This window comes from Pseudomonas sp. MT92 (assembly GCF_058792515.1).
This window is the reverse complement of sequence record NZ_JBXAFA010000017.1, coordinates 134283-154913: the sequence shown is the minus strand read 5'-3', so window position 1 is coordinate 154913 and position 20631 is coordinate 134283. Positions and strand designations below refer to the sequence as shown.

The 20631-nt window shown below is 61.2% G+C and carries 17 protein-coding genes and 1 pseudogene; 5 read left to right on the top strand and 13 right to left on the bottom strand.

All coding sequences use genetic code 11. The annotated features are described in order from the left end of the window. The 13 genes and pseudogenes from AC1Q6D_RS27725 to gap all read right to left on the bottom strand — a co-directional run. On the bottom strand, positions 1 to 279 hold a 279-nt coding region (locus AC1Q6D_RS27725), incomplete at its 3' end, for a hypothetical protein (RefSeq protein WP_492574002.1). Positions 280 to 296: 17 nt separating this feature from the next. Continuing rightward, positions 297 to 674, bottom strand: a complete 378-nt coding sequence (gene gcvH / locus AC1Q6D_RS27720) for a glycine cleavage system protein GcvH (RefSeq protein ID WP_103406735.1) — start codon at positions 672 to 674, stop codon at positions 297 to 299. Positions 675 to 1052: 378 nt separating this feature from the next. Next, positions 1053 to 2561, bottom strand: a complete 1509-nt coding sequence (gene gcsR / locus AC1Q6D_RS27715) for a transcriptional regulator GcsR (protein ID WP_047532479.1) — start codon at positions 2559 to 2561, stop codon at positions 1053 to 1055. A 132-nt stretch (positions 2562 to 2693) separates the two neighbouring features. Further along, positions 2694 to 4043 (bottom strand): CoA transferase, encoded by a 1350-nt coding sequence (locus AC1Q6D_RS27710; RefSeq protein WP_103406736.1) that lies wholly within the window; start codon positions 4041 to 4043, stop codon positions 2694 to 2696. Between the two features lie 99 nt (positions 4044 to 4142). Then, on the bottom strand, positions 4143 to 4898 hold the full coding sequence (locus AC1Q6D_RS27705; protein ID WP_371919943.1) for a methyl-accepting chemotaxis protein: 756 nt from the start codon (positions 4896 to 4898) through the stop codon (positions 4143 to 4145). 102 nt (positions 4899 to 5000) lie between these two features. Continuing rightward, positions 5001 to 6017 (bottom strand): annotated as a pseudogene (locus tag AC1Q6D_RS27700) (methyl-accepting chemotaxis protein); the annotation flags it as partial. Between the two features lie 465 nt (positions 6018 to 6482). Next, positions 6483 to 6872: a YbaN family protein gene (locus AC1Q6D_RS27695; RefSeq protein ID WP_103406738.1), complete on the bottom strand. Its 390-nt coding sequence runs from the start codon at positions 6870 to 6872 to the stop codon at positions 6483 to 6485. Between the two features lie 160 nt (positions 6873 to 7032). After that, positions 7033 to 7635 (bottom strand): biliverdin-producing heme oxygenase, encoded by a 603-nt coding sequence (locus AC1Q6D_RS27690; RefSeq protein WP_103406739.1) that lies wholly within the window; start codon positions 7633 to 7635, stop codon positions 7033 to 7035. A 116-nt stretch (positions 7636 to 7751) separates the two neighbouring features. Continuing rightward, the gene (locus AC1Q6D_RS27685; protein WP_103406740.1) at positions 7752 to 10340 is read right to left on the bottom strand and encodes a TonB-dependent receptor; all 2589 of its coding nucleotides are present in this window, start codon (positions 10338 to 10340) and stop codon (positions 7752 to 7754) included. 121 nt (positions 10341 to 10461) lie between these two features. Continuing rightward, on the bottom strand, positions 10462 to 11427 hold the full coding sequence (locus AC1Q6D_RS27680; protein ID WP_103406749.1) for a FecR family protein: 966 nt from the start codon (positions 11425 to 11427) through the stop codon (positions 10462 to 10464). 38 nt (positions 11428 to 11465) lie between these two features. Continuing rightward, positions 11466 to 11984 carry an RNA polymerase sigma factor gene (locus AC1Q6D_RS27675; RefSeq protein WP_103406741.1) on the bottom strand — a complete coding sequence of 173 codons (519 nt, stop codon included), beginning with the start codon at positions 11982 to 11984 and terminating at the stop codon, positions 11466 to 11468. A gap of 77 nt (positions 11985 to 12061) precedes the next feature. Beyond that, the gene (locus AC1Q6D_RS27670; RefSeq protein WP_047532468.1) at positions 12062 to 12526 is read right to left on the bottom strand and encodes a methylglyoxal synthase; all 465 of its coding nucleotides are present in this window, start codon (positions 12524 to 12526) and stop codon (positions 12062 to 12064) included. 250 nt (positions 12527 to 12776) lie between these two features. Continuing rightward, complete coding sequence (gene gap, locus AC1Q6D_RS27665) at positions 12777 to 13778, bottom strand: type I glyceraldehyde-3-phosphate dehydrogenase (RefSeq protein WP_047532466.1); 1002 nt, start codon at positions 13776 to 13778, stop codon at positions 12777 to 12779. A 220-nt stretch (positions 13779 to 13998) separates the two neighbouring features. On the opposite strand from gap, the gene edd reads away from it, so the two are divergent. The 5 genes from edd to AC1Q6D_RS27640 all read left to right on the top strand — a co-directional run bounded on the left by edd (position 13999) and on the right by AC1Q6D_RS27640 (position 20533). Continuing rightward, the gene (gene edd, locus AC1Q6D_RS27660) at positions 13999 to 15825 is read left to right on the top strand and encodes a phosphogluconate dehydratase (RefSeq protein WP_103406743.1); all 1827 of its coding nucleotides are present in this window, start codon (positions 13999 to 14001) and stop codon (positions 15823 to 15825) included. Further along, on the top strand, positions 15822 to 16772 hold the full coding sequence (locus AC1Q6D_RS27655) for a glucokinase (RefSeq protein ID WP_090464591.1): 951 nt from the start codon (positions 15822 to 15824) through the stop codon (positions 16770 to 16772). The genes edd and AC1Q6D_RS27655 overlap by 4 nt, the downstream gene beginning before the upstream one ends. Positions 16773 to 16958: 186 nt before the next feature. Next, positions 16959 to 17690 (top strand): response regulator, encoded by a 732-nt coding sequence (locus tag AC1Q6D_RS27650; protein ID WP_047532461.1) that lies wholly within the window; start codon positions 16959 to 16961, stop codon positions 17688 to 17690. Then, complete coding sequence (locus tag AC1Q6D_RS27645; protein WP_103406744.1) at positions 17680 to 19149, top strand: ATP-binding protein; 1470 nt, start codon at positions 17680 to 17682, stop codon at positions 19147 to 19149. Before AC1Q6D_RS27650 ends, AC1Q6D_RS27645 begins: the two co-directional genes overlap by 11 nt. Positions 19150 to 19273: 124 nt before the next feature. Further along, on the top strand, positions 19274 to 20533 hold the full coding sequence (locus AC1Q6D_RS27640; RefSeq protein ID WP_103406745.1) for a D-mannose isomerase: 1260 nt from the start codon (positions 19274 to 19276) through the stop codon (positions 20531 to 20533). Positions 20534 to 20631 lie beyond the last annotated feature (98 nt).

The window sequence follows — 20631 nt, the reverse complement described above, 5'->3', positions numbered from 1 at the left end:
CGGCGTGTGCGTGCCGTAGTAACCCTGGCCGATGTAGGTCTTGAACAACTGGTTCTTGGCCGCGATGGATTTGATCAGCGCCAGGGCGTCGGCTTCGCTCAGGCCGTCTTCCAGGCCGAGCACGCTGGTGCCTTTGATGCTGTCGGGAATCACGCTGGCGCTCAGGGCTTCGAGGGAATCGAAGCCGAGGCTGTTGAGCATCGCTTGCTCGTCGCCGGCGCGCGGGCCGATGTGGCGGGCGATGAATTCGTTGGCGGTTGTCAGGCTTACTTGAGTCATGTCAGCGCTCCTCAGGCTTAGGCGTTGGCTTTGATCAGACGGTCATAGGCGTCCTGATCCAGCAGTTGGGCAACAGCCGAGGCGTCATTTGGCTTGAAGCGGAAGAACCAGCCTTCGCCCAGCGGATCTTCGTTGACCAGCTCAGGGCTGCTGTCGAGCGCAGGGTTCACTTCCAGTACTTCACCGTCCAGTGGCATGTACACGCCGCTGGCGGCTTTGACCGACTCCACGGTGGCGGCTTCAGCGCCTTTGTCGTAGGACTGCAGCTCAGGCAGTTGTACGAAAACCACGTCGCCCAATGCGTCCTGCGCGAAAACGGTGATGCCGACAGTAACCGTGCCGTCAGCTTCGGTGCGCAGCCATTCGTGATCTTCAGTAAAACGCAACTCGCTCATGGAAACTCCTAAGGGGGCCAGACTCGTCTGGTGGACGCTATTGAATGCTTGGGCAATGCCCTGGTTTATGAAGGGTTACTAAGCAAAAACGCGGCCAATGTTAGTTTCTTGTTATTAATCAATTATTTATGAGTATTTCGAGAGGCGCGGGCAATGTGCTCTGTAGCGAAATCGCTACGGCGGGGCACAAAGAAAAAAGCCTAAGGGGATCAAAGCCTTGCAGGGCGCTGGCTGGGGACGAGTGTAGCGATATCGTTACGCTGTAGCGCTTTCAGTACAGATGAAGGTCGCTTTTAGAGTGATTTCTTGCTGGACACGAAGCCCGTGGGAGCAAGCCCGCTCCAACAGGGATCTGCGGTGATTCAGGCGTTGGCGGCGTCAGGGCTTGTTGGGAATGCCGTACTTGCGCAAACGGTGGGCGATCGCGGTGTGGGAGGTTTGCAGGCGACTGGCCAATTGCCGGGTCGAGGGGTAACTGACGTAGAGTTTTTCCAGCAGGTCTTTTTCGAACGCCTCCATCGCCTGTTCCAGGCTGTCGACTTCATGGTCGCTTTGGCGCGCCACCGACGTGCCGGCGATGTCGAGGTCGCCGATGTCCACCAGACTGCTTTCGCATATGGCGGCGGCGCGGAAGATCACGTTTTGCAGTTGCCTGACGTTGCCAGGCCAGCGATTACCCAGCAGTGCCGGGTAAGTGCCCGGTGCCAGGCGACAGACCGGGCGCTGGATCTGTGCGCATGCCTGCTGCATGAAATAGCGGGCCAGCAGCAGAATGTCCTGGCCGCGCTCGCGCAGGGGCGGGACTTCGACATTGAGCACATTGAGTCGATAGAACAGGTCTTCACGGAACAGGCCTTCGCTGACCATTTTTTCCAGGTCGCGGTGGGTCGCGCTGAGGATCCGCACGTTGACCTTCACCTCCCGATCACCGCCGACCCGCCGGAAGCTGCCATCGTTGAGGAAGCGCAGCAACTTGGCTTGCAGGTACGGCGACATCTCACCGATTTCGTCAAGAAACACCGTGCCCTGGTTCGCCAGCTCCATCAGACCCGGTTTGCCGCCCCGTTGCGCACCGGTAAACGCGCCGGGGGCATAGCCGAACAGTTCGCTTTCGGCGAGGTTCTCCGGCAATGCAGCACAGTTCAATGCCAGAAACGGAGCGTTGTGTCGCGCACTGATGGCGTGGCAAGCCCGGGCCACCAATTCCTTGCCGGTGCCGGTTTCGCCCTGGATCAGCAGAGGCGCATCGAGGACCGCCACCCGTTGTGCGCGAACCTTGAGCGTACGAATCGCCGGCGATTCGCCCAGCAGCGCATCGAAGCCCTCGGCATGATCGTGATGCAGTGCCGACAGGCGTTCGCCGATGCGGTTCGGTTGATACAGGGTCAGCAGCGCGCCAGCGTCAGTGATGGGCGTGGCGTCCAGCAGTAATGTCTGCCCGTTGACGGTAATTTCCCGCAGTGGCAACCGGAAACCGTATTCGAGCAATGTATCGAGCAGGGCCGGGTCGCCAAACAGGTCGGCGACGCTTTCACCGGCCGGCTCACGACCGTACAGGGCAATCAGGGCCGGGTTGGCCAGCAACACCTTGCCGGCACTGTCCAGCGCCAGCACCGGATCGGTCATGGCCGCCAGCAGTGCGTCGAGCTGCAAGTGCCGACGCTGGCCGGGCAGGATGTCGACCACCGTCACCGCTTGCACCCCACGCACGCTGAACAGCGCATCACGCAGCTCTTCGAGGACTTGCGCGCTCAGGGTCGGGGCGTCGATATAAACGTTGGGCGGCACCATTTCCACCGCATCCAGATTGAGATTGCGCCCACCGAGCAAGGCCAGGACTTCCTGGGTGATACCGACGCGGTCGATGAAGCTGACGTGGATACGCATGGGACGCTAATGAATTCTGGACGGCGAGGGGGGGCAAGTATGCCTTGGCGCGGGCCAATGGTGAAATCCCGCGCACAATTTATGGGTAATGACAAACCGGGTGCGAGCCTGCTCCTGAAGGCTATCTGACCGTCACCACCACTGCGCGCGGTGGGAACCCAATTCAGAGGCCGCGATCGTCCACTGCAGGGGTGTACCGGTGATCTTCAATGGAACCTGCAGCCGATGCGCCGGGCCCCAGGTGGTCTGCTCGAGCACAAGGCCCTGATCGCCTTCATCCTCTGCGCGCAATAACGCGTCGGTCCCGGGTCCATTGTCGATCAGCAACTTCGCCGTGCGCGCCAGCGACAACCGCGCCGATCCACCACGGTCGTTGCTCAAGCGTTCAGCCAGCAGCTTGATCACACTGGCCGCCATCAGGTAGCCGGTGGCGTGATCCAGCGCTTGCAGCGGTAAAGGTGTCGGCTTGTCCGCGCACTGCCAGCGCATGCCGGCCTCGGCAATGCCGCTGCTCATTTGCACCAGGCTGTCGAAGCCTCGACGGTTTTGCCACGGACCGCTCCAACCGTAGGCATTCAGGCAGACATCGATCAGGCCCGGGGCGAGTGTTTGCCGTTCGGCGATGCCGTATCCCAACCCTTCGAGCGCATCGGCGCGATAGCCGTGGAGCAGGATATCGGCATTCTTGAGCAGGTTTTCGAACACGCTGCGATCAGCCCTGTCGTGCAGATCGAGGCGCGCGCAACGTTTGCCCAAGGTCATTTCCGGCACCACGCCGGGTTCGTTCCAGGTCGGCGGATCGATACGCAAGACGTCGGCGCCGAGGCCGGCCAGAAAACGGCTGGCAACAGGGCCGGCGAGCACACGGGTCAAGTCCAGCACTTTGATCCCGGCCAAGGGCTGTGCCACTGAACCTTGCCACGGTTTGCCCTCGTGGTTGCCGTGACGGTCGAACTGGATGAGCGGTTCTGCATTGACTGCCATGCCTTGCGGGTGAGACTGCCACTGCGCCCACGTACGCATTTCAGCGGCGCAACCTCCGGCATCGACCACCGCTTGCTCCAGGTCGCCCTTGGCCCATTGCGCCACTTTGCTCGCCATCGCGGAGCGATCGGTACAGGCGCCAAGCACGGTTTCGGCGGCGGCGCGGTGATGGGGCGCATTGGTGTGCAGGCGAATCCAGCCGTCCCGGGTGGCATAGTCACCAGCGATGGGGTCCCACAACGGCGGCACACTCCAGCCCACCGGGCGGATCGAGGAGGAGAACCAGAACGAGGCTAGTCGGCGATCGACTTCAACTTCGGGCAAGCGGCCGGTTTGTTGATGCAGCAGCTCACTGATGGCCTGGCCAGCGGCGGCGATGCTGGCGCACGCCAGGTCCGTGACGGCAAAGGCCGAGGGCAGGGCGCCACTGGCGGTGAATGAGACCTGGGTGCGGTGCAAGCCGAGTGCGGCTTGAATGGACGTGAGTAGATCAGTCATCGAAGGCCCTCCGGAGCGAGAGCCCGAGCATAGAACAAACAGGGGGCAGGCCGGATGAAATCCTGTGGGAGCGAGCAAGCTCGCTCCCACAGGGGGGCTCTATACGCGGAACTGATCCATCAGTTTCATCTGGTGGGTGGTCAGGTTGTTCAGCTGGCTGCTGATCTGCGCCGATTCATTGGCCTGCCCGGTCAAGGTTTCGGTGACGGTACGGATCGCCGAAACGTTGCGATTGACCTCTTCTGCCACGGCGCTTTGCTGTTCGGCGGCGCTGGCGATCTGCAGGTTCATGTCGCTGATCACGGTGACCGCGTCGCTGATCTTGCTCAGGGCCTGCACGGCTTGCTGGATCTGCCCGGCATTGCTGTGGGCCTGGGTCTGGCTCGAATGCATGGTGGCGACCACACCGCGGGTGCCGCTCTGGATACGCTCGATCACCAGGCGAATTTCCTCCACCGAGTCCTGGGTGCGTTTGGCCAGGTTGCGCACTTCGTCGGCGACCACGGCAAAACCGCGACCGCTTTCGCCGGCCCGGGCGGCTTCAATCGCGGCGTTGAGCGCCAGCAGGTTGGTTTGTTCGGCGATGCTGCGGATCACTTCCAGCACCGATCCGATTTGGTCGCTGTTCACCGCCAGGGCTTCCACTTCAGTCACGGCCTTGCTGACTTCGTCGGCCAGTTGATTGATGTCGCGGGTGCTGCGCTCGATGATCTGCATGCCTTCGCGGGCCGATTGGTCGGCGCCCTTGGCCGCATTCGCCGCGTTCGATGCGCTGTTGGCAACGTCGTGGGCCGTGGCGCTCATTTCGTTGGAGGCAGTGGCGACCTGATCGACTTCGCGGAACTGCACCAGCATGCCTTCACTGGTCTGGCGGGCGATTTCCGCAGACTGGTCTGCAGTGCCGCGAGCATCGGTAATGCTCTGCTTGATCTGCGCGATGGTCGGTTGCAGCTTGTCGAGGAAGCGGTTGAACCAGCTGACCAGTTCGCCCAGTTCATCCTTCTTGCTGTAGTGCAGGCGTTGGGTCAGGTCGCCGTCGCCGCTGGCAATCGCCTTGAGCATCTGGGCCACACTATTGATCGGCCGGGTGACACCCGAAGCCGTCAGCCAGATCAACAGCAAGCCGATCAGGCCGGCAATGATCGCCACGCCAACGGCTTTGATCGTGCCGCTTTGCTGGGCGTCATCGAGCACCGCTTGCAGCTTCACCGAGTCGGCCAGCAACACTTGTTTGGGCAAATCGATCACCACGCCCCAGGCCTTGGCGTCAGGGATCGGGCTGACCGGGTAAACCGCACGGATCAGGTCGCCTTGCTGGAGAATTTTCGGAGCGCCACCGCTGAGCAATTGCAGAATGTCCTTGCCGTCGGCGCCCAGGGTCTCGTCGATGCTTTTGCCGACTTTGGCAGCATCGGTGCTGTAGGCAGCCATCACGCCAGTACCGGAAACGATCAGCATGTGACCGGCGCTATTGAACAGATCGCGCTGGGAGTCGACAGCCGCTGCTTGCAGGGCGTTGAGGGCGATGTCCACGCCCACCACGCCGATGGACTTGCCATCCACCAGCAGCGGCGTGGAAATGGTGGTCATCAACACTTCCTTGCCACCGACGGTATCGGCGTACGGGTCGAGCAGGCAGGTACGTTTGCTGTCCCGAGGGCAGGTGTACCAGACGTTGTACGGGGTGCCACTCAGGTTCAGGGTGGTCTTGGTCATGTCCTCTTCGACCATGATCGTGTTGAGCGCTTCTCCTCCGGCACGGCTCCAGTAGGTGGCAAAACGTCCGGCTTCGTTGGACTGGCGAGCGGCGTCATTGGCGAACTCGCTGTCCTTGCCGTCCAGGCCGTTGGGTTCGAACGCCAGCCAGATCCCCAGCACTTTGCTGTTGCGCTCGAACGCGGTTTTCAGGCTCTGGTTCAGTTCTTCGCGCAGGGCAGCGGGCTCCAGGGAGCGTTTGGCGGCCAGGTTGCGCATGTCCTTGATCTGATCGGCCAGGGCGGTCACTACCGTCTGGGTTTCGCCGAACGTCTTCTGCACCCGCACCGCTTGCTCGGCAGCCTTGGCCTGCAGCAAATCCTGCACGCTGTTGGTGAGCATCTGGCTGCTGGAGGAGCTGACCAGCGCATTGTTCTGATTGGTCTGGTAGACGTTCATGCCCTCGATCAGCGCGACCACGCCAAGCAGGCATAGACCAGAGAGCAGGACAATTTTCAGGCGGATGGACAGTGAGTCGAACATAGGGCGAACTCGCGAATGGATGAGGTGTTGGCTATGAGTCCGGGCCGACTCGATTCGCCAAATCCATTCAGCGCATTCAATCCACATCGGCGAGGGGTGGTCATTGCATGAGGGCGATGCCGACGAACGGTAGCTGCTAAACGTTTGCGCGGGAAAATGTACCGAAAATCGTATAAAAAACAGGAAAAACAGCGGTTTGATTCAGGGGGATTTCGGCAGTGTTTCGGGGCGCGACCAGATCCACACATTGCCCAGGCCCATGCCCGCCATCGCCAGGTAGATCGGCCAGCCATGATCGAGCATCACCAGCATCAGCGTGGCACACAGCAGCATGCTGACGGTGGCGCTGACCTTGGCCCGGCGCGCGATGATTTTGCCGTTGCGCCAGTGAATGAGAATGGGGCCGAACAGCCGATGGTTTTCCAGCCAGGCGCTCAAGCGTGGCGAGCTTCTGGTCGCCGCCCAGGCGGCCAGCAGGATGAATTCGGTGGTTGGCAGGCCGGGTACGACAATGGCGATCAGGCCGATACCGAGGCTGACGTAGGCCAGCAGGCCGAAGAGCAGACGGGTGAGTTTTGATGAGGACGGCATATTCTCAGAGGGTGCGCGTTCGAGGCCGATCGGGATCTTACAGACTTACTCAGTGCCCTGTGGGGGCTTGACCGCGATAGTGGTGCATCAGTCGACGTAACTATTGTCCGTGATGCCGTTATCGCGGGCGAGCCCGCTCCCACAAGGGATATGTGTCGGGTCAGACAGTTGCGGTGGCGTAAGCCTGTTCCAGTAACAGGGTAAAGCGGTTGAACGCGTCGATGGCGCCTTTATCCAGTTCGGCTTCTTCCTGGGCACTGAGCTGCAGTCCATCGAGGGTTTTGACGAAGCTTTTCCAGCCTTCAGCGCGGCCACCGGCCGGTTCGCCCAAGTGGCGGGCGCCGAACGTTTCGTTCAGGCACAGGCCGACGGCGCGCTTGATCAGGAAGGCCGCGCCGAGCTTCGATCCTTCGGACACGAAGAGCCAGCCCAGAGCCTGGGCTTTACTCGGAAGGTGCAGGGCGCCAGCGACCGGTCCTGGCACTTCGGTGTCCAGGTCCGCCAGGTCGGCCATGGCTGCTTCGGCCCGACAACGAGCAGGCAGGTCCGGGACGATGGCGGTCAAATCGGCATCGTTGTACAGCGGCACCAGTTCGGACTGGAACAGGTACTGCGCCACCACGAACCGGGCGAAGTTGGCCTGGGTTTCGAACGGTGCATGGGCTTTGACCAATGCATCGAGTCGGGTGTGAGGTTCGTGGGTGATCTGATTCAGGCGTTGCGAGCGCAATACCGGACGTTGAGCCGTTTCCTGAGTGGTCATGAGACATCCTTGAGAATAAGAAGAGCCTGGTAACGAGACGTATGAGCAGGCCCACGACAGTAAAAAAATCCTCACGAAGCCGCTTTAAATGAAGCGGCGTCGTGAGAAAGGCGGGATCAGATATCCCAGATCAGATTGACCGCGAAGTTGCGACCCGGTTGAGTGAGGCGATCAAGGTTGGCCGGTTGCGTCACCGAGGCTTCGCCGACGCTGTCGTAACCGCGCACGTCATTCCACAACCAGTACTTCTTGTCGGTCAGGTTGTAGATGCCGGCGTTGACGGTCACATCGTCGGTGACTTTGTAGAAGCCACTCAGGTCCAGCACGCCGAAGCCCGGGGTCTTGAACTGACTGCTGACGCCGTCCGGCGACTTGAAGTTGCTGTCGTCGACCCGATTTTTCTTTTTCACCAGCGTCCAGCTCAACATCCCGCCGTAGTTGTCCTGGTCGTAGCCGAGCCCGAATACACCGGTCAGCGGATTGACACTGTTGAGCGGCTCGCCAGTGTCGTCGTTTCGACCGTAGGCATACGCCACGGAACCCTGGGTGTAGAGACCTTGCGGCGCACCGAAGGCATCGAGGTTCAGGCGACCTTTGACTTCCGCGCCTTTGATGGTGGCGTGCTTGATGTTGGCGCTCTGGAAGGTCGGCTTGTCATAACCCGGCGTGATGGCATCTTCGTTGATGAAATCGCGGTACTTGTTATAGAACACCGCCACATTGAAGGAGCCTTGCTCAAAATTGCCGCGCAGGCCGGTCTCGTAGCTTTTGCTTTTTTCCGGTTCCAGGTCCGGATTTGGCTCTACGCGGTAGCCGGTAACGGTGTTATCGAAGCGCCCGTAGAGCGCCTTCGCGGTCGGGGTGCGGAATCCCTCGGCGTATTGGCCGTACCAGGTGTACTCGTCGGTCAGGGCATAGGTCAGGCCGAACTTGGGCGACACCTTGTGCCAGGTCTTGTTCTCGTCGCTGACGGTGCCGCGACCGTCGGCCGCCACGGTGTTGAGGAATTCCCGGGTAATGTGCGGCTTGAGTTCGGTGTAGTCGTAGCGCAGGCCAGGCAGGAAGGTCCACTGGTTCCAGCTGATCTGGTCCTGGGCGAACAGGCTGTAGGTGTTGATGGTCGGGTCCGGGAAGTCGCTGGATTTTTTCAGCACGTCCGCGGCACTGGTGGCGCCGACAACCCGACAGCTGCCGAAGACGGCGAGGCACGTGCCATTGCCGCTGCGTGATCCGGTGACTTTCTGTTGCTTGAGGGTGGTGCCGTAGGTCAACAGGTGTTCGGTGTCGGCAAGGCTGAATGTCTTATCCAGTTGTGCATCGAAGACCCACTGCTTTTCTTCGTAGACCGTGTCTCGGGTCCGCAGCACTTTGCGTGACATCGGGTAGTAGAACTCCTCGGTGCTCTGATCGGTCTTGGCGATCTGGTGATTCAGGCTCCACTTGACGTTGTCCACCAGCAGGCTGTCGAGGGCGAAGCTGTGTTCCAGGCCGAAGCGTTCGCGGGTGATGGTGTCGTTACCGGTGCGCCACTGGTACATGCCGCCCGGCAAGATGTTGGCCGCAATGGTCGGTTTCCCATCGAGGAACGGGCCGCCATAAGCGCTTTTCTGGTCGGTGTCGCGGTCGTCCTTGTACTTTTCGTAGACCAGGCCCAGGCGCGCGTCCTCTTTATAGTTCCAGCCTACTTTCGCCAGCACGTTGGTGGCACGCACGTCTTCCGGGTTGGCGGCGGTGCGTGCCAGCCCGGTGCCGTTGTTGCCGCCATAGGATTCGGTTTCGTGGCCATCGCGCTGGCTGTAATGCAACAGGCCATCGAACTGATCGGCACGGCCCGCCACGGTGGCGGATTTGAGCCAGCTGTCGTCGGCGGAGCTGTAACCGGTCTTCAGCCGTGCACCGGCGTCCTGGCCAGGCTTGATGATGTCGTCGGGGTCCAGGGTGAAGTAGCTGACCGCGCCACCGATGGCGTTGCTACCGTAGAGCACCGAAGCCGGACCGCGGAGGATTTCGACACGCTTGACGATTTCCGGGTCGACGTAGTTGCGCTGGGTCTTGGCGTAAGGGCCGTTGAAGAAGCCGTCCGGTACTTCGACGCCATCGACCTGGGTCAGGATCCGGTCACCGTCGATGCCACGGATGTTATAGCCGCTGATTGCGCCGCGGGTGCCGGTGCCGCCCACGGCAACGCCCGGTTCGTAACGCACGAGTTCCTTGATGGTATTGACGTTGTTGCGATCCAGCTCTTCACGCGTGTGAACGGTGACGGTGCTGGGCACGCTGTTCACGTCTTGCGCCTGGCGGGTGGCGCTGATGGTCACCTGTTGCAGGTTGAGGGTGCCGCTGTTGCCGCGCTTTTCCAGCACGATGTTGTTATTGCCCAGTTTGCGATAGCTCAGGTCGGTCCCCACCAACAGGCGATCGAGGGCTTTCTCTGGCGGCAGTGAGCCGCGTACACCCGGCGACGCCACACCTTCTGCCAGCGCTGAGGGCAAGCCAACCTGCCAGCCTGTCACAGCGGTAAACGCATTGAGCGCCGGCACCAGCGACTGTGGCGCAATGGCGAACGAATAGTCGCCCATGTTGCGGCTCGGCTGTTCGGCCGTGGCGGCGATGAGCGGTGCACTGCCGGCCATCAGAATGGCGGCGGTCAGCAGCGACAGTACGCGGGAAGGTGAAGAGGACTGGCGGGTAAGGCGAGAGGACATCGATAGCGCTCCGTGTCGCACGAATCTTTATAGGTGCTGATCGGCATCGAAGATGCGAATCAATTGCATTGGCTATAACGAGACGTACGAGGCTTGGCTATCGAGTAAAAATAATTCTCATTTAGTTCAGGATCACCAGCGCCGGGAACTCCTGGAGTTTGGCGGAGGTGATGTGGGCAAGGGAGCGGACGGCGTCCAGCGGCTGATCGAGGCGGTAATTCCCCGTCACCGCGACATTGGCCAACCGCTCGTTGTTGTTGATGATCCAGCCTGGATAGTAGCGACGCAGTTCCGCCAGGACCTGGCTCAGGGGGCAGTTTTCGAACACCAGTCGGCCCTGGACCCAGGCCAGTTCGGTGGCGGCATCCAGTTTGGCCGGGCGGTCGAACCCGTTGGGGCCGATACGGATGCTTTCCCCGGCGCTCAAGCGAACGCGTTCGTCGTCGCGAGTCGCCCGCAGATCGACGTCTCCGCGCTGCACTCGAACCTGTGTCACGCCATCCAGATAACGCACGGCAAATGCCGTATCCCGGACGCTCGCCGTGACCAGGCCAGCGTCGATTTCCAGCGGTTGTCCCGGATGAGGCGGCACCTCGAAATAGGCTTCGCCCTGATACAACCGCGCCACGCGTTGTTGGTCGTTGATGGTGCTGGAAAAGGCCGAGTTGGTGTTGAGCAGGACTTTCGAGCCGTCCTCCAGTTGCAGGCGCTGGCGTTCACCGACCACGGTCAGGTGATCGGCCTGCAGGCGCATCGGCAAATTGCTGAAGCTGAACAGGCCGAGGATCAGCACGGCGGCGGTGGCCAGGGGTTTGCAATGGGGGCGCAGGCGCGAGAGTACGGTGATCTTCGCCGGGCGCGCGGCCAGGCTTTGTGCGCACTGCGTGATTTGCGGACCATTCCAGATCGCCTGGGCCCTGGCGAACGCATCGGCATGCGCCGGATCGGCCGCGAGCCATTGCTGGAACTGGCGGGTCTGTTCTTCGTTCGGGCTGTCCAGCACGATCAGCCAGTCGAGGGCCTGGTCCATCGCATCTGCAGTGTCCTGCGCCGGGGAGGGCGAATGGAAGCGCTGGGTGTCCGTCACGGTATTTTCTCGGCAGGGGAGGAAATGCAGTTTCAAGCTTAAAGCTTCGAGCTGCGTCCTGCGACGCCCATACAGATTGTCATGATCAGTTTCAGCTCCTTTTGCACCGTGCTCAGCGATACACCGAGCTTTTCGGCGATCTCCAGATAGCTGTGACCGTGCAGGCGACTGAGGATGAAAATCTGCTGCTGGCGAGGGCTGAGCTGACTGAGGTGCACGTTCAAGCGCTCAAGCAATCGTTCTGCATGGACGGCATCCTCGGCATTGCCGGCCGGGGCGGCGACGCTTTGCACCACCTCCAGCGGGACGTCATCGACCATGGTTCGCGAGTGGATTCGCCGCGCACGCAGATGGTCCAGCGCCAGGTTGCGGGCAGTCTGGAATACGAAGGGTTCGAGGTGATCGATGGCCCGCTCGCTGAGCGCACGGGTCACGCGCAGGTAGGTTTCCTGCAGCAGGTCTTCGGCTGTGCTGTGGTTGTTGACCATCCGCTCCAGCGTGCGCAGCAGAGTGATTCGCTGGGTGATGAAGACGTCGTTGAAGCGCGATTGACTCACGGGAGAACCTGATCCATTTCAAGCGGATGATAATGCTTATCATCCGCTTTGGTGGTCAAGCACTGATTTGTTCCGGTTTATGCGCGATTCTGCAGATAGGTCGCGTAATCCGGAATCCGGTGCTCATGCGCCTGATCCATCAGCGGGCTGCTGAGCAGATAGTCGGCGCTGCATTCGTTGCACGCCACTGGAATGTTCCAGACCGCCGCGACGCGCAACAATGCCTTGATGTCCGGGTCGTGCGGCTGTGGCTCGAACGGGTCCCAGAAGAACACCAGCATGTCGACCCGTTGTTCGGCGATTCGTGCGCCGAGCTGCTGGTCACCGCCCAGTGGGCCGCTGATCATGCTCTCCACCGGCAGGTCGAGGCGTTGTTGCAGCAACAAACCCGTGGTACCGGTGGCGACCAGTTCGTGTCGGGCGAGTTTATCTTTCTGCCGCTCGGCCCAATCCAGCAAGAACACTTTGCAATGGTCATGGGCGACCAAGGCGATACGCTTGCGCGCCGCCAGGGTCTTTTGCGTAAAGCTGATGCCAATCATCGGTTGTTGCTCCAGAAATGACACGCACCTTGCTCGCGATGAGCTTGAGAACACTGCGGGGCATCAAGTTCCCCGCGTTATCGTTCGCGACCATCGCGAGCAGGCTCGCTCCTACAGACAGGGGGTGCACCTGGTAGGAGCGAGCCTTGCTCGCGATGAGCTAGAGAACACTGCGGGGCATCAGGTTCCCCGCGTTATCGTTCACGACCATCGCGAGCAGGCTCGCTCCTGCAGGCTGGGGGCGTGCTGCTTATTCAGCGTTGCACAGCGCCAGGCAGTTATCGAGCATGCGGTTGGAGAAACCCCATTCGTTGTCGTACCAGGCCAGCACCTTGAGCAGCTTGCCGCTGACTTTGGTGTGGTTGGCGTCGAAGATCGACGACAGCGGGTTGTGGTTGAAGTCGCTCGAGACCAGCGGCAGGGTGTTGTAGCCGAGGATTTTCGAGTGCTGACTGGCTTCTTTTAGCAGCGCATTGACTTCATCGGCCGACGCTTCGCGCTTGAGCTGCACGGTCAGGTCGACCAGGGAGACGTTGATCACCGGTACACGCACGGCCATGCCGGTCAGTTTGCCCGCCAGTTCCGGCAACACCAGGCCCACCGCTTCAGCGGCGCCAGTCTTGCTCGGGATCATGTTCTGGGTGGCGGAACGGGCGCGGTACGGATCGGTGTGGTAGACGTCGGTCAGGTTCTGGTCGTTGGTGTAGGCGTGAATCGTGGTCATCAGACCGCTTTCGATCCCCAGTTCGCGGTGCAGCACCTGGGCCACCGGGGCCAGGCAGTTGGTGGTGCACGAAGCGTTGGAAATAATCTGGTGCGACTGGCGCAGAATGTCGTGGTTGACCCCGTACACCACCGTGGCATCGGCCCCTTTGGCCGGTGCCGAGATAATCACTTTGCGCGCGCCGGCCGTAATATGCGCCGCAGCCTTGGCTCGGTCGGTGAACAGGCCGGTGCATTCAAACACCACATCAATCCTTTCCGCGGCCCATGGCAGGTCGGCCGGGTTGCGGATGGCGCTGACCGAAATGCGGTCGCCGTTGACGGTCAGGCTTTCCTGATCGTGTTGGACATCGGCATCGAACGTGCCGTGAACAGTGTCGTACTTGAGTAAGTGTGCGTTGATCGCGCTGTCGCCCAAGTCGTTGATCGCGACGATTTGCAAATCCTGACGATAGCCTTGGGTATAGAGTGCGCGCAGGACATTACGGCCGATACGGCCAAAACCATTGATCGCGATTCGAAGAGTCATTTGTCAGCGCCGCCGTCGTTTTGTTGTTGGAATTACAAGATTATTCGCAAAAAAATAGAAAACAAGCCTTTTTAGTGGCAATATTTTGTTCAATCTACAACGAGTGACCTGAATCAACTGGTCCGATTGATCAAGAAAGCCGTCTGTCATCCCGTCAACAACGGCTCTTGTTCAGCATAGACAATCAGGTCGCCACATCCGTTAGCCTGGAGTTCTACACATGCATCCCCGCGTCCTTGAGGTCACCGAACGGCTTATTGCCCGCAGCCGCGCCACGCGTGAGGCTTACCTTGCACTGATTCGCGGTGCGGCCAGCGACGGTCCGATGCGCGGCAAGCTGCAATGCGCCAACTTCGCCCACGGCGTGGCCGGTTGCGGCAGCGACGACAAGAACAGTTTGCGGATGATGAACTCCGCCAACATTGCGATTGTTTCGTCATATAACGACATGCTCTCGGCGCATCAGCCGTACGAGGTCTTCCCGGAGCTGATCAAAAAAGCCCTGCGTGAAATCGGCTCCGTCGGTCAGTTCGCCGGCGGCACTCCGGCCATGTGCGATGGCGTGACCCAGGGCGAGCCCGGCATGGAGCTGAGCCTGCCGAGTCGCGAAGTGATCGCGCTGTCTACAGCCGTGGCGTTATCCCACAACATGTTCGATGGCGCGCTGATGCTCGGCATCTGCGACAAGATCGTGCCGGGCCTGATGATGGGCGCGTTGCGTTTCGGGCATCTGCCGATGATCTTCGTCCCGGGCGGGCCGATGGTGTCGGGCATTTCCAACAAGCAGAAAGCCGATGTGCGCCAGCGCTACGCCGAAGGCAAGGCCAGCCGCGAAGAGTTGCTGGAATCGGAAATGAACTCCTACCACAGCCCCGGCACCTGCACCTTCTACGGCACCGCCAACACCAACCAGTTGCTGATGGAAGTCATGGGCCTGCACTTGCCGGGTGCTTCCTTCGTGAACCCGAACACGCCGTTGCGCGATGCCCTGACCCGCGAAGCGGCGCATCAGGTGACACGCATTACCAAGCAGAACGGCAACTACCTGCCGATCGGCGAAATCGTCGACGAGCGCTCACTGGTCAATTCCATCGTCGCCCTGCACGCCACCGGCGGCTCGACCAACCACACCTTGCACATGCCGGCCATCGCCATGGCGGCGGGTATTCAGTTGACCTGGCAGGACATGGCCGACCTCTCCGAGGTGGTGCCGACCCTGAGCCACGTCTACCCGAACGGTAAAGCCGACATCAACCACTTCCAGGCGGCGGGCGGCATGTCGTTCCTGATCCGTGAACTGCTGGAAGCCGGGTTGCTCCACGAAAACGTCAACACCGTACTGGGCCACGGCCTGAGCCGTTACACCCAGGAGCCGTTCCTCGATAACGGCGAGCTGGTCTGGCGCGAAGGCATTACCGAAAGCCTCGACGAAAGCATCCTGCGGCCGGTGGCTCGTGCGTTCTCGCCAGAAGGCGGCCTGCGGGTGATGGAAGGCAACCTTGGTCGTGGCGTGATGAAAGTCTCGGCGGTCGCGCTGGAAAACCAGATCGTCGAAGCGCCGGCCATGGTGTTTCAGGATCAGCAAGACCTGGCCGATGCGTTCAAGGCCGGTTTGCTGGAGAAGGATTTCGTTGCGGTGATGCGCTTCCAGGGCCCGCGCTCCAACGGCATGCCGGAACTGCACAAGATGACGCCGTTCCTTGGCGTGCTGCAGGATCGCGGTTTCAAAGTCGCACTGGTGACCGACGGGCGCATGTCCGGCGCGTCGGGGAAAATTCCGGCGGCCATTCACGTCAGCCCCGAAGCGTACGTGGGCGGCGCTTTGGCGCGGGTGCAAGAGGGCGATATCATCCGCGTCGATGGCGTCAAAGGCACCCTGGAGCTTAAGGTGGACGCCGAAGAATTCGCAGCGCGCACCCCGGCCAAGGGCCTGCTGGGCAACAACATCGGCACCGGTCGCGAACTGTTTGGTTTCATGCGCATGGCCTTCAGCTCGGCGGAGCAGGGCGCCAGCGCCTTTACTTCTGCCCTGGAGACGCTTAATTGAAACTGGCTTTGGTCGGTGACATCGGTGGGACCAACGCACGTTTCGCGTTGTGGAAAAACCAGCAACTGGAATCGGTCCAGGTGCTGGCGACGGCAGACCACGCCAGCCCCGAAGAGGCGATCAGCCTCTACCTGAGCGGGCTCGGTCTGGCGCCGGGGGCCATCGGTTCGGTGTGCCTGTCGGTGGCGGGCCCCGTGAGCGGCGATGAATTCAAGTTCACCAACAATCACTGGCGACTGAGCCGCAAGGGGTTCTGTCAGACCTTGCAGGTGGATCAGCTGTTGCTGGTTAATGACTTCTCGGCCATGGCCCTGGGCATGACCCGTTTGCAGCCAGGCGAATTCCGCGTGGTCTGTGAAGGGACGCCGGAGCCCTTGCGGCCTGCGGTGGTTATCGGGCCGGGCACCGGTCTGGGCGTCGGTACATTGCTGGATCTCGGTGAAGGCCGTTTCGCGGCCTTGCCGGGAGAGGGCGGTCACGTCGATTTGCCCCTGAGCAGCCCGCGAGAAACCCAACTGTGGCAACACCTCTATAACGAGATTGGCCATGTCAGCGCCGAAACGGCGTTGAGCGGCGGTGGCTTGCCACGGGTGTATCGCGCGATTTGCGCGGTGGACGGTCATGAACCGGTACTCGACACCCCGGAGGCGATCACCGCTGCCGGGTTGGCGGGCGATCCGATTGCCCTGGAAGTGCTTGAGCAGTTCTGCTGCTGGCTCGGTCGCGTGGCTGGCAACAACGTGCTGACCACGGGCGCGCGTGGTGGCGTGTACATCGTTGGCGGGGTAATTCCGCGCTTCGCCGATTTCTTCCTCGAAAGCGGTTTCGCCCGATGCTTTGCCGACAAGGGCTGCATGAGCGATTACTTCAAGGGGATTCCGGTGTGGCTGGTGACGGCACCGTATTCCGGGTTGGTGGGGGCGGGAGTGGCACTCGACCAGGCTTGAAATGCGATCAACTGTAGGAGCGAGCCTGCTCGCGATGGACGTCAACGATAACGCGTGCTTTCTGAATGCATGCGGTGCCTTCAAGTCCATCGCGAGCAGGCTCGCTCCTACAGTCGTTTTGAGGTGTTTGTAGATTCGGTGCTTAAGGCATAATCCGCCCCATTCAAACAACAAGGACGCCGCCCCGTGAGCTCAGTCAACAAGTCGATTTTGTTGGTCGATGACGATCAAGAGATACGCGAGTTGCTGGACACCTACCTGACCCGCGCCGGTTTCCAGGTCCGTACCACGCCGGACGGCGCCGGTTTTCGCCAGGCCTTGAACGATGAGCCCAGCGATCTGGTGATCCTCGACGTGATGCTGCCCGACGAGGACGGTTTCAGTCTGTGCCGCTGGATCCGCCAGCACCCGCGGCGGGCCCAGGTGCCGATCATCATGCTCACCGCCAGTTCCGACGAAGCCGACCGTGTCATTGGCCTGGAACTGGGGGCGGACGACTACCTTGGCAAACCCTTCAGTCCCCGTGAACTACAAGCGCGGATCAAGGCCTTGTTGCGTCGCGCGCAGTTCGGTCAGGAGCGTTCCGGCAGTGAAGTGCTGGCCTTCGATGACTGGCGCCTGGACATGGTCAGCCATCGGTTGTTTCACATCGATGGCGAAGAAGTGATTCTCTCGGGTGCCGATTTCGCCCTGCTGAAACTGTTCCTCGATCACCCGCAGGAAATCCTCGACCGCGACACCATTGGCAATGCCACCCGTGGCCGTGAGTTGATGCCGCTCGATCGGATCGTCGACATGGCGGTCAGCCGTCTGCGCCAACGCCTGCGCGACACCGAAAAACCGCCACGCCTGATCCGTACCGTGCGTGGCAGTGGCTACCAACTGGCAGCCACTGTGGTTGCCAGCAATGGTCACTGATTTTTTTCGCTCGCTGGTGGCGAAAGTGCCGGTGCCGCGCTCGCTGCTCGGGCGCATGTTGTTGCTGACCTTGCTCGCGGTGCTGTTCGCGCAGACGCTGTCCAGCGTGATCTGGGTCTCGCAACTGCGCGCCACCCAGCTGGAAGGTCTGGTCACCAGCGCCCGCAGCCTTGCCCATTCCATGACCGCCAGTGTCAGTTATTTCCGCTCCTTGCCGGTGGCGTTCCGGCCGCTGGTGCTCGACCAGCTGCGCAGCATGGGCGGCACCCGGTTCGTGGTGACGCTCAACGATAGACCGTTGGGTATGGAGGTGTTGCCGGTCACCCCGCGCAAGGCGGCAGTGATCAAAGCCGTGGACGAAGTGCTGCGTCAGTCCTTGGGCCAGGACACGGACATTTCGGTGACTTTCGTCAGCCCTGAAGACCTGCGGATTTTCAATGCCGGCCTGAAGCTCGATGAACTGCCACGCTCCTGGGCCCATTACGCGCTGACCCTGGAACCGGTGAATCCGCCCGTGCTGGTCACCCAGATCCAGATGGCGCCAGGCGAATGGCTGTATATCGCCTCGCTTCTGCCCGAGCCCTACACCAGCCTTGAAGAGCAGGGCCTGCCAGCGCAACAGATGTGGTTCATCGCCCTCACCAGCGGCTTTCTGTTGCTGTTCATCGGCCTGTTGGTGCATTGGCAGAGCCGGCCGCTCAAGCGTCTGGCGCGGGCGGCACGGGACCTGTCACTGGGCGCTGACGTCGAGCCTGTGGCCGAGGGCGGCGGCAGCGAAGTGGTGGAGGTCGGTCGCGCCTTCAACACCATGCGCGAGCGCATCAGCCGCTACCTGACTGAACGCAGTCAGTTGTTCAGCGCGATATCCCATGACTTGCGTACGCCGATCACCCGCCTGCGCCTGCGGGTCGAATTGCTTGAAGACGAAAAACTGCAAGCCAAGTTCGGCCGCGATCTGGATGAGCTGGAATTGCTGGTCAAGGGCGCGCTGCAATGCGTGAAGGACACCGACATCCACGAAAATATCGAGCAGGTCGACCTCAATCATGTGCTCGATTGCCTGGTGGAACCGTACCTGGCGCCGAACGGCAATGGCCGCGTGACTCAGCAGGGGCGGGCACTGGCGGCGTATCCAGGTAAACCGCTGGCGCTCAAGCGCTGCATCGGCAACCTGATCGACAACGCTTTGAAGTACGGACAGAAGGCCCATCTGCACATCGATGATGACGACAGTGCGTTCGTGCTGCATGTCGACGACGAAGGGCCGGGGGTTCCGGAGCAACGACTGGAACAGGTGTTCGAGCCGCACTTCCGCCTGGCGGGGCAGCAGCAAGGGTATGGGTTGGGGCTGGGAATCGCGCGCAACATTGCCCACAGCCATGGCGGTGAAGTCAGCCTGCAAAACCTGCGTGAAGGTGGTTTGCGGGTGACCCTTCAGTTACCCCGCTCACTGGATTAACACTGACCCTGTGGCGAGGGGGCTATTGTCACAGCTTGGTGACATAACTCGCCCCCTTCGTTACAAGCCCGCCGCCGCCCGTTGTTTAGACTGCCCGCAGTCAAAACAACAAAAAAGGCACCCCATGGACACCTTCCAACCGGCGTTCAGCAGTTGGCTCAACGCACCTGCCCATCAGCAATGGCTCGCTGCCGAAGGCTCGCGCCTGCTCGCATTTGCCAAGGCTTCGAAGCTTCCCGAAGGCTTCGGTAACCTCGATGAAAAAGGTCACCTGGCGGCCAACGCGCAAGCCGAAACCATGAATACCGCCCGCATGACCCACAGCTTCGCCATGGCCCATATCCAGGGCTTGCCGGGGTTCGCCGAGTTGGTGGATCACGGCATCAATGCCCTGCGCGGGCCGTTGCGTGATGCCGTTCATGGAGGGTGGTTCGCCGTCGCGGAACACCGTGACGGCAACACCGGCAAAAACGCCTACCTGCATGCCTTCGTCGCACTGGCAGCCAGCTCTGCGGTAGTGGCCCGACGTCCCGGCGCACAAGCCTTGCTCGATGAGGCCATCGACATCATCGACACGTATTTCTGGAGCGAGGACGAGGGCGCGATGCGCGAATCCTTCAACCGTGACTGGCGTGAGGAGGAGGCATATCGCGGCGCCAACAGCAACATGCACGCCACCGAAGCCTTCCTCGCCCTGGCCGATGTCACCGACGACAACCGCTGGCTGTGCCGTGCCCAGCGCATCGTCGAGCGGGTCATCCATGGTCATGCGGCTGCCAACGATTACCTGGTGGTCGAGCATTTCGACCGCGACTGGCAGCCGTTGCGCGACTACAACCACGACAACCCGGCCGACGGATTCCGTCCCTTTGGCACTACGCCGGGCCACGGTTTCGAATGGGCGCGGTTGCTGTTGCACCTTGAAGCGGCCCGAGTACGGGCCGGGATGCTCACGCCGGGATGGCTGGCCACCGACGCGGAAAAACTCTTCGAGCACAACTGCCGCCACGGCTGGGACGTCGATGGCGCGCCCGGCATCGTCTACACCCTCGACTGGGACAATCGTGCGGTGGTGCGCCATCGCCTGCATTGGACCCATTGCGAGGCCAGCGCCACTGCCAGTGCGCTGCTCAAGCGTACGGGCGATGAGCAATACGAGCACTGGTACCGACTCTTCTGGGAATTCTGTGACGATCATTTCATCGACCGTTGCGATGGCAGTTGGCACCACGAGCTTGACCCGTTGAACCGCCCGAGTGCCGATATCTGGGCCGGCAAACCCGACCTTTACCACGCCTGGCAAGCCGTGCTGATTCCACGCCTGCCTCTGGCCCCGAGCATGGCCAGTGCGTTGGCAAAGCTGTCCCAGAGCGGTTCTATGTAACCATGCGGTGACATTCGCGCGTCCCTTCGTTACCTGCGAAGGGGCATCCCCTGTTTAAAATCCTATGCAGCGCAAGCACCAGACTTGCATGCATAACA